At 57.7% G+C, this 16,105-nt stretch carries 14 protein-coding genes; all 14 read right to left on the reverse strand.

What is annotated here, in order from left to right:
• Positions 1 to 69 precede the first annotated feature (69 nt).
• A complete protein-coding gene (gene galF, locus NB069_RS14515) occupies positions 70 to 966 on the reverse strand; it encodes a GalU regulator GalF (RefSeq protein WP_250584635.1) in 897 nt (298 codons plus the stop codon).
• Between the two features lie 178 nt (positions 967 to 1,144).
• Positions 1,145 to 2,530 (reverse strand): colanic acid biosynthesis protein WcaM, encoded by a 1,386-nt coding sequence (gene wcaM, locus NB069_RS14520; RefSeq protein ID WP_250584637.1) that lies wholly within the window; start codon positions 2,528 to 2,530, stop codon positions 1,145 to 1,147.
• Positions 2,531 to 2,541: 11 nt separating this feature from the next.
• Positions 2,542 to 3,762 carry a colanic acid biosynthesis glycosyltransferase WcaL gene (wcaL, locus tag NB069_RS14525; RefSeq protein ID WP_250584639.1) on the reverse strand — a complete coding sequence of 407 codons (1,221 nt, stop codon included), beginning with the start codon at positions 3,760 to 3,762 and terminating at the stop codon, positions 2,542 to 2,544.
• The gene (gene wcaK / locus NB069_RS14530) at positions 3,759 to 5,039 is read right to left on the reverse strand and encodes a colanic acid biosynthesis pyruvyl transferase WcaK (RefSeq protein WP_250584641.1); all 1,281 of its coding nucleotides are present in this window, start codon (positions 5,037 to 5,039) and stop codon (positions 3,759 to 3,761) included. Before wcaK ends, wcaL begins: the two co-directional genes overlap by 4 nt.
• A gap of 86 nt (positions 5,040 to 5,125) precedes the next feature.
• Positions 5,126 to 6,604 carry a colanic acid undecaprenyl disphosphate flippase WzxC gene (gene wzxC / locus NB069_RS14535; RefSeq protein ID WP_250584643.1) on the reverse strand — a complete coding sequence of 493 codons (1,479 nt, stop codon included), beginning with the start codon at positions 6,602 to 6,604 and terminating at the stop codon, positions 5,126 to 5,128.
• A 1-nt stretch (position 6,605) separates the two neighbouring features.
• Entirely contained in the window at positions 6,606 to 8,000 is a 1,395-nt protein-coding gene (wcaJ, locus tag NB069_RS14540; protein WP_250584645.1) for an undecaprenyl-phosphate glucose phosphotransferase, read from the reverse strand.
• A gap of 49 nt (positions 8,001 to 8,049) precedes the next feature.
• Positions 8,050 to 9,420 (reverse strand): colanic acid biosynthesis phosphomannomutase CpsG, encoded by a 1,371-nt coding sequence (gene cpsG / locus NB069_RS14545; protein ID WP_250584647.1) that lies wholly within the window; start codon positions 9,418 to 9,420, stop codon positions 8,050 to 8,052.
• A gap of 112 nt (positions 9,421 to 9,532) precedes the next feature.
• Positions 9,533 to 10,969 carry a mannose-1-phosphate guanyltransferase gene (gene cpsB, locus NB069_RS14550; protein ID WP_250584649.1) on the reverse strand — a complete coding sequence of 479 codons (1,437 nt, stop codon included), beginning with the start codon at positions 10,967 to 10,969 and terminating at the stop codon, positions 9,533 to 9,535.
• Between the two features lie 3 nt (positions 10,970 to 10,972).
• Entirely contained in the window at positions 10,973 to 12,196 is a 1,224-nt protein-coding gene (gene wcaI / locus NB069_RS14555; RefSeq protein WP_250584651.1) for a colanic acid biosynthesis fucosyltransferase WcaI, read from the reverse strand.
• Complete coding sequence (locus NB069_RS14560; protein WP_250584653.1) at positions 12,193 to 12,666, reverse strand: GDP-mannose mannosyl hydrolase; 474 nt, start codon at positions 12,664 to 12,666, stop codon at positions 12,193 to 12,195. Before NB069_RS14560 ends, wcaI begins: the two co-directional genes overlap by 4 nt.
• A gap of 2 nt (positions 12,667 to 12,668) precedes the next feature.
• Positions 12,669 to 13,634: a GDP-L-fucose synthase gene (gene fcl, locus NB069_RS14565; protein ID WP_250584655.1), complete on the reverse strand. Its 966-nt coding sequence runs from the start codon at positions 13,632 to 13,634 to the stop codon at positions 12,669 to 12,671.
• A gap of 2 nt (positions 13,635 to 13,636) precedes the next feature.
• The gene (gene gmd, locus NB069_RS14570) at positions 13,637 to 14,758 is read right to left on the reverse strand and encodes a GDP-mannose 4,6-dehydratase (protein ID WP_103180220.1); all 1,122 of its coding nucleotides are present in this window, start codon (positions 14,756 to 14,758) and stop codon (positions 13,637 to 13,639) included.
• Positions 14,759 to 14,785: 27 nt separating this feature from the next.
• Positions 14,786 to 15,334, reverse strand: coding sequence for a colanic acid biosynthesis acetyltransferase WcaF (gene wcaF, locus NB069_RS14575; protein WP_250584657.1), 549 nt, complete (start codon positions 15,332 to 15,334; stop codon positions 14,786 to 14,788).
• A 15-nt stretch (positions 15,335 to 15,349) separates the two neighbouring features.
• Positions 15,350 to 16,096, reverse strand: coding sequence for a colanic acid biosynthesis glycosyltransferase WcaE (gene wcaE / locus NB069_RS14580; RefSeq protein WP_250584659.1), 747 nt, complete (start codon positions 16,094 to 16,096; stop codon positions 15,350 to 15,352).
• Between the last annotated feature and the right edge of the window lie 9 nt (positions 16,097 to 16,105).

The raw sequence follows: 16,105 nt of genomic DNA on the forward strand, positions 1-16,105 counted from the left end.
AGTGTCATTCACAGGGCTTATCAGAGCCAGGAATGAACCACTGCCGTTTGGGCAACGACGAGACGATCGTTAATCGTTGGTTAAGAGCTTCGTCATGCTTTCGCGGAACTTCTGCCCTTCTTTCAGGTTACGCAGGCCATACTGTACAAACGCCTGCATGTACCCCAGTTTCTTACCACAGTCGTAACTGTCACCGGTCATCAGCATCGCATCAACCGACTGCTTCTTCGCCAGTTCTGCGATGGCATCCGTCAGCTGAATACGATCCCAGGCGCCAGGTTCGGTACGCTCCAGTTCGGACCAGATTTCTGCGTTCAGCACGTAGCGGCCTACGGCCATCAGATCGGAATCCAGGGTCTGCGGCTGATCCGGCTTCTCGATAAACTCAACGATACGGCTGACTTTACCTTCTGAGTCCAGCGGCTCTTTGGTCTGAATAACGGAATACTCAGAGAGATCGCCCTTCATGCGCTTCGCCAGCACCTGGCTACGGCCCGTCTCGTTGAAACGCGCCACCATAGCGGCAAGGTTGTAACGCAGTGGATCGGCAGAGGCGTTGTCCAGAATGATATCCGGCAGGACAACCACAAACGGGTTATCGCCGACCACAGGACGCGCGCACAGAATAGAGTGGCCCAGACCCAGAGGCTGCGCCTGACGCACGTTCATGATGGTTACGCCCGGCGGGCAGATGGACTGCACTTCTGCCAGCAGCTGTCGCTTAACGCGCTGCTCCAGAAGAGCTTCAAGTTCGTAGGAGGTGTCGAAGTGGTTTTCCACCGCATTCTTGGAGGAATGGGTAACCAGAACGATTTCTTTGATCCCTGCAGCAACAATCTCGTCGACGATGTACTGAATCATCGGCTTGTCAACGATCGGCAGCATCTCTTTAGGAATGGCTTTTGTGGCCGGGAGCAAATGCATGCCCAGACCGGCTACCGGAATGACCGCTTTCAAATTAATCATATTTCTTCCACCTTAAAATGGTTGCCGAATTATAGCCCTTTAGCCTGGTTTCGCCAGCACGAATTGCTACAAATCTCGGGATGATGTTACGCAATTACAGCGCAAATTCCAGTGGATGCAATCCGAATACCGGCGCTTTAATTCCAGGAATCCTCGCAAAATGTCGTCTGGCTAATATTTAGCGCTTCGGCAGTTTAAAATTCAGCCGTTCCGTGTTGATTGTATGATGGTCAATTCGGTCTATATCGACAGAACTTTGCCCCTTCTCATTAACGGCATTAATGTTCGCCAGCGAGAGCAGCGTCTCGTCACGCGCCATAAACTTGCCGCGCACATCCTTGCGCAGATCGAAATTCAGCTTCAGGGCTGGCCCTCGCTCTGCATCCTGCATGACGTTGATATTACGCATGAAAAGATGCTGAGGTTTATTGTGCAACTCCAGCGTAGCCCGTTTCATCTCCATATTGGTCAGCGCCACGAAGGAGGTCTTATTGCCGGAGGAGATCTGTATTCCGCGCAATTTTCGCGCAAGATTCCGGTTGTCCATGTGGATATTGTTGAGGCGGAAATTTTGCGGTATCGACAAATAATCGCCTTTGATTACCCCATAGCCAATTAACATCCCGGCGCTGTCGATCATCTCAACATTATCGATAACAAAATTATCGCAGCCGTATATCGCCACCGTTGCGTTATCAATACCCGCTTTCTTGCTGAAGTCCGGGGTAATATTTCGGGCCTTAACGTTACGAATAATAAAGTGTTTGCCGTTTTCGACATGTACCAGCTGGCGGCAGTTGCTGCCGGTAATGTTCGCTACCACGAAGTTCTTAACTGACTGGTCTTCCGGGTAATTATTGTCGTACGTGCTGCCAGCCAGACCGATGCCGATCCCCCAGTTAATCTTCCCGTTGGTACAGTCGATATGGTCGATCACATGGTCTGAAATCAAGATGTTCTTATCATTAATCGCCACGTTCCACTCGATGGCGTCACCCTGCAGGTAGCTGAAATGACAGTTGGTGATCTTCACGCCGTCCAGCTGGTTATGAAATCCCTGACGCAGGATCGCATAGTTGGCCTTGGTGACCCGCAGGTTGTCGATCAGCAGATTGCGCATCACCCGCTTTTGTTTGCCGCCAATATAAATCTGGGTCACCGGGCCATAGCCGCTCATTGCCAGGCCCTGGATCACGCAGTCGGAGCCGCGTACGTCGAAGGTAATGTTTTCGCTGCGCCCCTCCCCTTCACCAATCACCTTGCTGCCATCCTGCAGCACCAGGCGGCCCCGGCCGTTGCCGGTCAGCGCGCCGCGAATGCGCAGGGTTTTACCTTCGGGGATAAAAATGGCGGCGTTGATATTTTTGCAGGTGAGCCCTGCGGGCACCACCACGGTATCGCCTTCGGAAAAGGCCTTTTTGAAAGCGGCGATCCCGTCACGAAGATCATACCGGCTGATGTCTACCGTGGCGCCGCTCGTGGCGGCCCGTACCCCCACCAGCGGTGCGGCCGCCAGTACGGAACAGGTGGTGACAAACGCGCGTCGCGTCATCTCTTTCGGCATATCGCCTCCGTTTAAAGCGTGTGTAGCAGAGTGGCTAACTGTCGATTGATGAGATGCTGGTTGAAATCGGTCTCCACCTTTTTGCGCGCGTTGTGCAGCACAGGGGAGAGCTCCTGGGGGGCGAGGGCGGCAAACCGTTCCAGCTGACCGGCCAGCGCCTCCGGGTTGTTCTCTTCCACCAGCCAGCCGGAATGCCCGGGCTCAATAAGCTCAGGAATACCGCTGTGCACCGTAGAAACCACCGGGATGCCCACCGCCATCGCCTCCATCAGGGCAACCGGAATCCCCTCCATATCACCGTCCGTGCCGGTGATGGACGGCAGCAAAAAGACGTCGGCGGCATCGAGCATGGCTTTGACTTCATGGCTGGGCTTGAAGCCTGGCATCTCGACGTGCGACTCCAGCTGATACTGCTCGATCAGGGTGCGCAGGCGACGCTCCCAGGGGCCGATGCCAAGAATGCGATAGTGGAAATCCACCCCGCGCGCTTTCAATTGTCGGCAGGCTTCGATGGCCACGTGGAGCCCTTTTTTCTCGGTCAGGCGCGCGACAGAGATTATCTGCAGCGGGCTGCCGGGCGTTTTAACCGGCCGCTGGGTAAAGCGCTGCATGTCCACGCCCATACGCGAAACGGTGATTTTCTCCGGCGGACAGCCCATGGTTTTGAGCCGTCCAGCCCACAGATCGCTGATGGGCAGCATCATGTCGCCGCGCTGAAAGAGCCGCTGGTATTCAGGCGTATAGTGGTTCAGTACCTCACGGCTGGAGATATCAATGCCGTGGAACACCGTCGCAATTTTCCCCTCGATCACCCCCAGCTCGCGCAGCTTGGCGGCCGTCACCCCTGCCGGGCCAAAGTGGGCGATAAACACATCCGCCCGCCAGGAGCGCTGCGTCTGGCCACAAATGGCGGAGAGGATCAGATTGCGCGACTCGGCGCCGTAGCGGGAAACATTCAGCGCCTTCCATGTGCCGGGACGATGCAGCCCGCGCAGGGTCTGGCGGGCACGGTAGCGGAGTTTTGCCAGCTTGCCCTGAGGCTCATCCTGCAGCCAGCGGGTCTTGCTGGCCAGGTCATACTGGGTCCAGGCGGCGTGGGTGTTCCGGGTATCGCCCTTTTGCAGGGCGATAATTTCCACGTCATATCCCATATCGATAAACGCGGTGATCTGATTAAGCACAAACGTCTCGGACGAGAGCGGGAATTTCAGTAAGAAAAAACCAACCTTCATTTGCCCTCCCCGACCCGATCCAGCACTGATTTCACCATTTTGATGCCGTTCTCACGTTCGGCCTTCACCGCCACCGCCAGGCGTTCGTTGATAGCCGGGAGCTGACCGAGGGTATCGCCGACCATCGCGCCCAGGGAGCCATCCAGCAGATGACGTATATCCACCGCCATCTCCGGCATCCCCAGCTGCTGCATGATCCCGGCAGACTTGTGCTCGTAGTTAATGGCAATCGCTGGCGTACCAAAGTTCATGGAGATGATGGCCGAGTGCAGGCGGGTACCCACCGTCAGGTCGCAGGCGCCCAGCAGCTTGCCCATCTCAAGGTCGTTGAGTTCGTCCATCACCACGTGGTAGCGAGACGGATCGCTGACGTGCTGGCGCAGGTTAAGCGCCACCATGCGGTCATCTTTGTTGTAGCTGTCGATGCCGGTACAGGTTGAGAGCGCCAGCACCTGATAGCCGCTGTCCAGCACCCGGTTGACCACCTCGGCAAAGGCCTTTTCGTAGGCCGCCTGGGTGGTGCCGAGCCGCTTATCAAACGGCGCCAGCTCGCGCAGGGTGATGGCGACGGTCTTCTGCTGCGCCGCGACGTTCAGCCAGTGCTGCACGGCATAGCTCGGGGTAAAGTTCTCTTCCTGATGATCCACCAGCCAGGCGGTATCCACCCCCTGCTCCACTTTGCGGGTGTCGATCTCGCTGCGTTGCATCAGGTTCAGGCTCACCGACTCGCGCAGGATCAGGGCGTCACAGTGACCAAAGACATAGTTTGCCAGCTGGTTGAACTGTGGATCCTGGAAAGGCCCGACGCTGTGGCCAACCATAAACAGCGGTTTTTTCGCCATAAAGGTGCAGAGCGCATGCTCAAATTGCGGTACGCCGTAGAGGTCGACAAAAAACGATCCCCCCACCTGAATGATGGCGTCGTAGCCGGAGAGCAGACGGACAAAATCGGTAAAACCCTGGGCGATGGCGATATTGCGCAGCTTGCCGGTGTCGGTCACGCGGGACAGCAGCACCTGATGCTGATAGCGGCGGCGCAGCACCTTTTTGACGCGCCCCATCATGCCTGCGGCGCTGTTATGCTGCTTCATCTGGCTGTAGAGAGGATCGCCCATAACCGGGCGGTTCAGCAGCCAGGATGAGCTCACCGGGTAGCGGCTCATCACGTCGACTTCTGTCTCGGGAGACAGGGCGTAAATCGCGTCCAGCAGGCCGCGCAGAATGGCGCTGTCACCACGGTTACCACAGGTATGGTTGCCCAGAATCAATAATTTCATAATAACCTCTTAAAAGCGGTTCTAAATTCATCGGGTTCGGCCTGGTGCCTTCACCCCGACCCTCTCCCGCAGGGAGAGGGAGCAAGTTATCCTGCGCGAAGCAGCATTTTCATCTTTTCGTTGCGGCAGAACTGGCGTTTGATCTCCACTACCAGCGCGTTGCGCGACAGCACAATCATCACCGCGAAGGCCAGCGCGCCCGCAGCCACCTGCACCGCCAGCAGCGCGGCCAGCGGCAGATGGCCGTTCAGGGCCAGCCCTAAGCCATAGCTCACTGCAAGGGTGGGCAGCGACAGGTAAAACGGCAGCCACAGGCTCAGGATGTACTGGCGGTAGCTGGAGCCCAGCACCGGCTTAATCATCACGAAGTAGCTCAGGACGGTGTTGACAATCTGCACCAGCAGGAAGCCCAGCGTCACGCCCATCGCGCCCGCCAGATGGCCGCCGATGACGATCGCCGGAATAAACAGAAATGTTTTGAATACGTTGAATTTGAAGCTGATATCGACGCGGGCTTTGGCCATCAGCAGCGAACCAATCGGGTTACCGACGGAGCGCAACAGCCCCACCACGCACAGCAGCTGCAGGATCGGCACGATGCTGAGCCACTTCTCACCGAACACCAGCGGCACCAGATTGCCGGAAACCACCATCAGCCCCAGCAGCGTCGGGAAGTTAATAATGCCCACCACCGACAGCAGCTTGTAGAAATTGATGCGCAGCTTGCCGGTATCGTCCTGGATTTTGGCAAACGCCGGGAAGAGCACGCGGGTGATGATGGGGTTGAGCTTCATCGGCGGCACTACCGCCACGTTGTAGGCCAGGTTATAGCCCCCCGCGACGCTGGCGCCGAGAATACGCGCCAGCACCAGGGTAGAGAGGTTGGTGTTCACATAGTTAATGATGCTGTCGGCGGTCAGCCACGCCCCAAAGCGCAGGTTCGACGCCACCGATGCAAGAGAGAAGTGAAAACCCGGACGGTAAATTTTGCGCCCGAAGTAGCCGAACAGCAGGGTGCGTACGGCGGAGTTCACCAGATACCCGAGAATGGCCGTCATCGCCAGAGGCCAGAAGTGGGCGCTGACCACGGTAAAGGTAAAGCCGGCCAGCACCGAGCTGGTTTCAATCATGCCGATTTTGCTGAACTCCAGCTCCTTTTGCATCAGCGCCCGGAACTGCTGCCCGTGGGGGATCACCACAAACGCGAACGACAGCGTGCGCATCAGGGGGCCGAGTTCAGGGTTATTCAGTGCGTCAGCAATAACATCGCTCAGCAGAAACAGCACCACGAATACCAGAATACCCAGGCCGACGTTCAGCCAGTAGAGGGTGGTCAGCTCCAGCTGGCTAATCTCCTTGCGCTGAATAATCGAGTTGGCGATGCCGAAGTCCGACAGCGTATCGGCCAGGGCGATGATCACCAGGGAGACGGTCAACAGGCCAAACTGGTGGCTATCGATGATGCGCGCCAGCACCGTCATCTGCACCAGTCCCAGGCCGATGATGATCACCGTGGCGATAGCCGACCACTTTGCCCCGCTCAGGGTTTTTTCACGTAAGCTCATGTTAATACGCCGCTTTGTTCACAAAGCCCTTAAAGACGGTGAGAAAAACGATTTTGATATCAAACCAGAGGCTCCACTCACGGATGTACTCCAGATCGAACTCAATGCGTTTTTCCATCTTCTCCAGGGTGTCGGTCTCGCCGCGCCAGCCGTTGATCTGCGCCCAGCCGGTGATCCCCGGTTTAACTTTGTGGCGCAGCATGTAGCCTTCAATCAGCTGACGGTACTGTTCGTTATGCGCGACCGCATGCGGACGTGGGCCGACGATGGACATGCCGCCGGTGAACACGTTGATAAACTGCGGCAGTTCATCCAGCGACGTACGGCGCAGGAAGTTACCGACGCGGGTGACGCGCGGGTCGTTTTGCGTCGCCTGGGTTACCACGTCGTCGTTCTCCATCACCTTCATGGAACGGAATTTCCACACCATGATTGGCTTACCGTCCATGCCGTAGCGGGTCTGGCGGAAGATCACCGGCCCCTTCGAAGTGAGCTTCACCGCCAGGGCAATGGCACACAGCACCGGGGAGATCAGCAGCAGGATCAGGGAGGAGAGGACGATGTCTTCCACGCGCTTCAGCACCCGGTTAAGGCCAGAGAGCGGCGTGTCATACAGCGGCACCACCGGCACGCCGTTCACCTCTTCGATACGGGAGTGCAGAATGTTAAAGGTGAACACATCCGGGATAAGGAGCACCGAGCAGGTGGTATCCGCCAGCTTGTGCATCAGGGTCTTGATGCGCGCTTCGTCGCTCATCGGCATGGCGATGTAGACGTTGTGGATCTTCCCGGCTTTGGCATCATCAACCAGCTGGGAGTAGTTACCGGCCCAGTCGGCAGAGACGCCGCCAGGCTGCGCGTCGTGATAGACCCCAACCACATCAAACCCCAGCCACGGCTCTTTACGAAAACCGTCCAGTAGCGCTACGCCGGCTGGCATACTGCCGGCCACCGCCACCCGACGGGTGTTGTAGCCCCGGTTACGCAGCCAGCCCGCGCCAAAGCGGATAAGGGATCGGCACACCACCATTCCCACGCTGGTGAGCAGATACCAGGCAAAATAGGTAGCGAAGCGATTATCGAAGTCGTTGTTGAAGGCCACCAGCCCGAAGCTGAAGACCAGGCTTAAGGTCCAGTTCTGCAGCAGCAGCAACAGCTCGGTGGTGATTTTGACGCCCCGCCATGAGCGGTAGAAGTCGGTCATGCCGCCGATCATCTGGAAGACAACCAGCGCAATCAGCGCCATCAGCAGATGCATGTAGAGGAACGGCAGCCCGCTGAGTTTACACACCATCCACAACCCACCGAACATGATGGTGATATCAGAAAAACGCTGCACCATAGAGATTAACGATGCATTCGTTTTGGCTCGCTCGCGCTTTTTTAGATTTGTCATCGTTGTTCCTGTTTCAGGGTCCCCTCACCTATCGGGTGAGGGGCAAGGGTTACTGATTCAACAGCGCCATAATGTCCTGCGTTCGCGCCGCCATCAGCGCCGCATCGGCGCGGGATTCCACGTTAAGGCGCACCACCGGCTCGGTGTTCGACGAGCGCAGGTTGAAGCGCCACTGCGGGAAGGTCATGCTGATCCCGTCGGTACGGTCGATCTCCAGCGCATGCAGGGCAAAGTGGTGCTCCACGCGGGCAATGGCTTCGGCGGGGGCAGCAAGCGTGCTGTTGATCTCCCCGCTCGCCGGGAAGGCCGCCATGCGGTCGCGCACCAGCTCGCCCAGGGACTTGCCCTTCAGGCACAGCAGCTCGGTCACCAGCAGCCAGGGGATCATCCCGCTGTCGCAGTAGGCAAAATCGCGGAAGTAGTGGTGGGCGCTCATCTCGCCGCCGTAAATGGCGTCCTCTTCGCGCATCCGCTCTTTGATGAAGGCATGCCCGGTTTTGGACATTACCGGGGTGCCGCCCGCTGCGGCCACTACGTCCACCGTGTTCCAGGAGAGACGCGGGTCATGAATGATGCGCGAACCGGGGTTTTTCTCGAGGAATGCTTCCGCCAGCAGGCCGACAATGTAGTAGCCCTCGATAAACTGCCCTTTTTCGTCGAACAGGAAGCAGCGGTCAAAGTCGCCGTCAAAGGCGATGCCCATGTCGGCACCGTGTTCGATCACGGCGTTGCGGGTATCGGCCCGGCACTCCGGCAGCAGCGGGTTAGGAATGCCGTTCGGGAAGTTGCCATCCGGGGTGTTGTGCACCTTAACGAAGGTGACCGGCACGTTGAGCGCTTTGAAGCGGGCTTCCAGGGCATCCACCACCGGGCCTGCCGCGCCGTTGCCGGAGTTAATTACCAGCTTGAGCGGCTTGAGGTTCGCCAGGTTGATGTAGCCCAGCAGGTGGTCAATGTAGGCGTCGCGCAGATCGATTTTCTTGTAGCTGCCGCGTTTCGCCTCATTCACCGGCGGGAAGTCGTTGGCTTCGGCCAGACGCTGCACGTCGCGCAGGCCGGTATCACCGCTAATTGGGCGAGCCCCCTCGCGCACCAGCTTCATGCCGTTGTAGTCCATCGGGTTATGGCTGGCGGTCACTTCGATCCCGCCGTCGACGCCTAAATGGAAGGTGGCGAAGTAGATCTCTTCGGTGCCCGAAAGCCCGATATCCAGCACATCGACACCCGCGTCCTGCAGCCCTTTCGCCAGCGCCAGCTTTAACGCTTCGCTGGTCAGGCGCACGTCGCCGCCCAGCACAATGGTTTTTGGTTTTAAGTATTCGCCGTACGCGCGGCCAATGCGCCACGCAATATCTTCATTCAGCTCTTCACCCAGCTTGCCGCGAATATCGTAGGCTTTAAAACAGGTTAATTTTTGCATCATTACCCCTTTTTCAGGCAACAGTTGGCCCGACCCGGACAGGGCCAATTTAATTTTGTTGTTTCCGTAGGCCGGATAAGCGAAGCGCCATCCGGCAAATCACGCGCTGGGGCTAAACCCTGCCGTACCTGTCCTCAAAGCGGACGATATCGTCCTCTTCGAGATACGAGCCGGAGCGCACCTCAATCAGATCGAGGGGGATTTTCCCCGGGTTTTCCAGGCAGTGGGTGGCCCCCAGCGGGATGTAAATCGATTCGTTTTCACCGAGCAGGGTCTCGACATTGTCGATGGTGACTTTGGCGGTACCCGCCACCACCACCCAGTGTTCCGCGCGGTGGTGATGCATCTGCACCGATAACCCCTCGCCCGGTTTAACGGTGATGCGTTTCACCTGATAGCGGTCGCCTTCGTCGATGGAGTCGTATTTACCCCACGGACGGTAAACTTCACGGTGAATGTGGTGCTCGTGGCGGCCATCGGCCTTGATCTGCTCAACGACTTTTTTGACGTCCTGAACGGCGTTGCGATCGGCAATCAGCACCGCGTCTTTGGTCTGCACCACCACCAGATCCTTCACCCCGACGGTCGTGACCAGGCCAGACTCGGCGTACACATAGCTGTTTTCGGTTTTATGGCTGATCACATCCCCGTGATGGACGTTACCTTCCGGCGACTGGGCGCTGATCTCCCACAGAGAGGACCAGGAGCCGACGTCGCTCCAGCCTGCATTCATCGGCACCACCACCGCATCGGCGGTTTTTTCCATCACCGCGTAATCCACCGACTCTTCAGGGCAAGAGAGGAATGCGGCTTCGTCCACGCGGATAAAGTCCAGATCCGGGTCGACGGTGGCCATAGCGCGTTCGCAGGCTTCCAGAATATCCGGACGATACTTCTGCAGCTCTTCCAGATAGCGTCCCGCGCGGAACAGGAACATGCCGCTGTTCCAGTAATATTCCCCGCTGGCAACGTAGGCCTGGGCGGTTTCCATATTCGGTTTTTCAACGAACTGCGCCACGTCAAAGGCCAAGCTGTCGCCCTCGCCCGGCGTGACGTTGCCGCGACGGATATAGCCATAGCCGGTTTCCGGCAGATCCGGCACGATGCCGAAGGTCACCAGCTTGCCGCTATCGGCATAAGGGATGGCCGCGCGCACTGCGTCGCGGAACGCCTCTTCCTGCTGGATGACGTGGTCAGCGGCCAGCACCAGCATCAGCGGATCGCAATCCGGGCTGCTGCGCTTTGCCGCCAGTGCCGCCAGGGCGATCGCCGGCGCGGTGTTGCGTCCCGCCGGTTCAAGAATGATGTTTTCGGTGAGCTTGTTCAGCTGACGCAGCTGCTCGGCGACGATAAAACGGTGCTGTTCGTTACAGATCACCACCGGGCTTTCGCAGTCCACGCCGTTAAGACGGTTGACCGTGGTCTGCAGCATAGTGAGCTCCCCTTTCAGGCAGAGGAACTGTTTTGGATAGAGCACGCGGGAGAGTGGCCATAACCGGCTACCTGAGCCACCCGCCATCACAACCGGGTACAACGTATTCTTATTCATGATTTATCCCCGAATATCTGCAATAAACTGGTTAAGCACGTTTTCTTTCTCGAGCGTGCGTTCGGCATAGTCACGCGCTGTCGCGTTCTCTTTAGGCATATTCAGCGCCTGTTCGATCCCGGCGACCAGCGCAGGCACCGATTCAGGCTCGACGCACACCGCGATCCCCGGCAGGCTGTCGCACAGCTGGCCCAGTTCGGTGTGGGCCTCGGCGGTGATCACCGCATTGCCGCCCACCGCCAGAATGTTGGTCAGCTTGGAGGGCAGCACGGCATCCGCCGCGCCGCGCTTTTGCACCACCAGATGGCAATCGGCCATCTTCAGCAGCGCCGGCAAGGCGTCGTAAGACTGCAGCGGCAGGAAGCTGACGTTCTGCAGGCCGCGCTCGCGGGCCATTTTTTGCAGCCGCGCTTTGCCGCCGCCCTGGCCGACAATCACAAACTGCCAGGGCTGGCCACTGAGCTGAACGGCTGCCTCAATCACGTTCTCGAGCCCCTGCTTCTCGCCGATGTTGCCTGAATAAAGAATAATTTTTTCCGCGTCTGGCAGAGCCAGCTGCTCGCGCAGGGCTGCGGCATCCGCGGGTGTCACCTCACGGAAACGCGCCACTTCTGACCAGTTGGGAAAGAAGATCACTTTTTCCGCCGCCACGCCCTTCTCCTGCGCCTTGTTCATCATGGAGCGCGAGATGGTGGAGACGTAATCGACGTTGTGCAGGCCGCTGCGCTCGAAGGCACTGGCCAGTTTCGCCACCTTGCCGCCCTTGCCTTTTCCGGCCATTCCCAGGCCCAGCATGGCGTCCACTTCGTAATCCTGAATGTGCAGCAGGGTGCGCGCGCCCGAGAGTTTGCCCAGCAGGCGCATGCCCGGGGTGCAGAACAGGGTCGGCACCACGCCGATAATGCGGTCCGGCTTCCAGCGACGTTGCGCCATCAGCGGGAAGAAACTGCTCAGGGCAAAGCTGCCCAGATGAATCAAACGTTTTAAGGTGGATGGCTGCTTCGGCACGTACAGCGGACAGCGCCAGACGGTGGCGGCCCCCTCTTCGCGACGGTAGCGCCAGCTGGAATAGGACTCGCCCACCTGCCACTCCGGGTAGTAAGGCGGTGCGGTAATGACCCGCACCTCATGGCCCTGGCGGGCCATCCACTCGACCATCTCGCCGGTGTACTTACCGATACCGGTCAGTTCGGGGGAGTAGTTAATTCCGTATACGAGGATCTTCATAGTCCCGGTACTCCGGCCTGCTGCAGAAAATAGGCCCGGCTGTTGTCATGAACGTTATCGCTTGCCAGCAGCGCGTCGGCTGTCTGCCAGCGATAATCGTCATGCTGCGCATCAGGCAGACGCAGGTCCGCCTGATTCACCTTCAGGCGGAAACCGAGCACCACGTAGTGGGTGGTGAAATCGCTGCCGGAAAAGTTGTCGTCATAGAAGTGCTGCCAGACCCCGTAGAACTGCCCCGCCGTCATCGGCAGGCGGAGCCCCAGCTCCGCCTCCGTCAGACGCGCAAAGGCATTTTCCAGCGTCTCGTCTTTCTGCACCCGCCCGCCCGGTACGAACCAGTAGCCCTGCGCCGGGCGGTTGGTACGCTGCCCGAGCAGGAACTCACCGCGCTCGTTCTCCACAATCAGATCGATGGAGATAAGCGGGGTGGAACGCACCACAGTGGCAAAATCTTCCTGACTCAGAAACATAGTTACCCCCGGAAGCGGTGCTGGTTTTCCAGGAACCACTGGTAGGTGCTGGCCAGCCCCTGCGCCAGCGACACCTCGTGGAACCAGCCCAGCTGGTGCAGACGGGTCACGTCCAGCAGCTTGCGCGGGGTGCCGTCAGGTTTGGTGGCATCGAACACCACGCGCCCCTTGTACCCCACCACCTGGCTGATGGTGAGCGCCAGCTCGCGGATAGTGCAGTCCACGCCGGTGCCGACGTTGATGTGCGACAGCATCGGCTGGGTGTTCTCCTGCCACACCTCCTGGGCCAGCTCCATCACATGGATGCTGGCAGCGGCCATGTCGTCCACGTGCAGGAACTCACGCATCGGCGTGCCGCTGCCCCACACCACCACTTCCGCCGCGTTACCGACCGTGGCTTCATGGAACCGGCGCAGCAGCGCCGGGATCACATGGGAGTTGCTCGGGTGGAAGTTATCGTTCGGGCCGTACAGGTTCGTCGGCATCACCGAGCGATAGTCGCGACCATACTGGCGGTTATAGGACTCGCACAGCTTGATCCCGGCAATCTTGGCGATAGCGTAGGGCTCGTTTGTGGCTTCAAGCGTGCCCTGCAGCAGCTCGCTCTCGGCAATCGGCTGCTTCGCCATCTTCGGATAGATACAGGATGAGCCGAGGAACAGCAGCTTGTTCACGTTGTGCAGGTGCGCCGCGTGAATGATGTTGCTCTCGATCATCATGTTTTCGTAGATGAAGTCCGCCGGATAGGTATTGTTGGCAACAATACCCCCCACTTTTGCCGCCGCCAGATAGACCTGGTCGATACGCTGTTCGGCAAAGAAGGCCTCTACCGCACGCGCATCCAGCAGGTTAAGCTCGTCACGGCTGCGCAGCACCAGTTCGACGTTGCCGCGCTGTTCCAGCTGGCGGACGATCGCCGAACCCACCATCCCGCGATGTCCGGCAACAAAAATACGTTGTTTGGTCATTCTCAGGACTCCAGCGCGATGGCAACCTCGTAGCCGTGGGATTTGAGCAGGGAGTGTTTTTTCGCCGCTTCGAGATCTTTAGCCACCATCTCGGATACCATCTCCTGCAGCGTGGTTTCTGGTTTCCAGCCCAGTTTTTCGTGCGCTTTGGTCGGGTCGCCCAGCAGGGTTTCAACCTCGGCAGGACGGAAGTAGCGCGGGTCAACTTCCACAATCACGTCGCCTGGCTGTACGCCCGGAGCGTCGTGGCCGGTTACGGAAACTACGATGCCCTTCTCATCCACGCCGGTACCTTCAAAGCGCAGTTTGATGCCCAGCTGAGCCGCGGCCATCTCAACGAACTGACGCACGGAGTACTGCACGCCGGTGGCGATAACGAAGTCTTCCGGTTTTTCCTGCTGCAGCATCATCCACTGCATCTTGACGTAGTCTTTGGCATGGCCCCAGTCACGCAGGGAGTCCATGTTGCCGAGGTGCAGTTTCTTCTCAAGGCCCTGGGCGATGTTGGCGATAGCGCGGGTGATTTTACGGGTTACGAAGGTCTCGCCGCGGCGCGGGGATTCGTGGTTGAACAGAATGCCGTTACAGGCGTACATGCCGTAGGATTCACGGTAGTTAACAGTGATCCAGTAGGCGTACATTTTTGCCACCGCATACGGAGAGCGCGGGTAGAACGGGGTGGTCTCTTTCTGCGGGATCTCCTGCACCAGGCCGTACAGCTCAGAGGTGGATGCCTGGTAGAAACGGGTCTTCTTCTCGAGGCCGAGGAAGCGAATCGCTTCCAGCAGACGCAGGGTGCCGATGGCGTCTACGTCAGCGGTGTATTCCGGGGACTCAAAGGAGACCGCCACGTGGCTCATGGCCCCCAGGTTATAGACTTCGTCCGGCTGCACTTCCTGCAGAATACGGGTCAGGTTGGAGGTATCGGTCAGATCCCCATAGTGCAGGTGGAATTTAGGGTTCGCCGCGTGTGGATCCTGGTAGATATGATCCACGCGCTCGGTATTGAAAGAGGAGGCACGACGTTTGATTCCGTGCACTTCGTAGCCTTTTTCCAGCAGGAGTTCCGCCAGATAAGAACCATCCTGTCCGGTTACGCCGGTGATGAGAGCGACTTTAGACATGTTTATTTTCTCCAGACTTATCAGAAGTTATTCAGTTTCAACGCGTTCGCGTATCACCACTGCGGGATTGCCACGGCAAAGCGTATTTGCCGGTAGCGACTTAAAAACACTGCTGCGCGCGCCAATAACGGTACCGTTGCCAATTGAGACGCCGGGGGCGACAAATACGTCGGTCGCCAGCCAGCATTTCTCGCCAATGGTTATTGGCTGCGCGTTAATATCAAAATGTTCACTCATGTAATCGTGGCTGCCGGTGCACAGGTAGCATTTCTGTGACACCACCGCATTTGCACCAATCGAAATATCGCCCAGGGTGTATAACACCGCGTCGTCGCCAACCCAGGCGTTATCCCCTAAGGTTAATTTCCACGGATAAGTAATTTTTACCGAGGGGCGAATGACTGCGTTTTTTCCGATTTTTGCGCCGAAGCAGCGTAATAAAAATGCGCGCCAGCGATACATAATTTGCGGTGACCAGGCAAATAACGTTGCCTGTACGGCCCACCATAACTGCACCTTAATTCCCCCTGCGCCACGAAAGCCTTTTGGCACGGAGAAGCCGCTTAATTCCTGCATACGCTTTCCTTATATTCAGGCTTTGTTATATAAGGCTTTGGTTTTACCCGTCGTTTTAAGACGTAATAAATAAGATAATTCCGCGAGGGCACCCGGCATGCGCAATATTTCGCGCTGCACTTTTTTGGCGTCCTGACACAATTCCAGATTATTCGAGGTTGACACTCCGCCCATTGAAAATTCAGATACCAGACCCGGCAGGCGTTTAAACGGATAACCGGCTTTATAGAGTCGGGCGGTCAGAGCGTAATCCGATGAGACGCGATATTGCAGATCGTACGGGTACGTTTTTAATCCACTCAGCGGAAAGAAAATCGCCTGATGGCTTGCGGGCAGGCTGTGGTAAATATACCAGCCCGGTTTCGCCGACCGGCGTACTTTATTTCCATCACCGAAATCGAGTAAGGCGTCACCCATGTACATAGCGTTATCGTTCGCCCGGCTGAGCTGGCGCACAAACTGCGCCACGTCGTCATGAAAAATATCGCCGGAGTTCAGAAAAATGGCGTAGCGCCCCTGCGCCATATCGATGCCCTTATTCATGGCATCGTAGATACCGCGATCCTTCTCGCTGATATAGCGTAAGTTATACTCACCATTGAGTTTTTCCAGAAACTCCGCGGTGCCGTCGTTCGAACCGCCATCCACCACAATCCATTCAAAACTGAGGCTGGGATCGCCTGCCAGATTGCGCAGTGACCGCCAGGTTTTTACCACACCCTCGTAGTTACGAAAGGCAACAGTAATAACACTGAGTAACATAAACCACCT

Source organism: Leclercia adecarboxylata, from assembly GCF_023639785.1.
In the GTDB taxonomy this organism is placed as follows: domain Bacteria; phylum Pseudomonadota; class Gammaproteobacteria; order Enterobacterales; family Enterobacteriaceae; genus Enterobacter; species Enterobacter adecarboxylatus_D.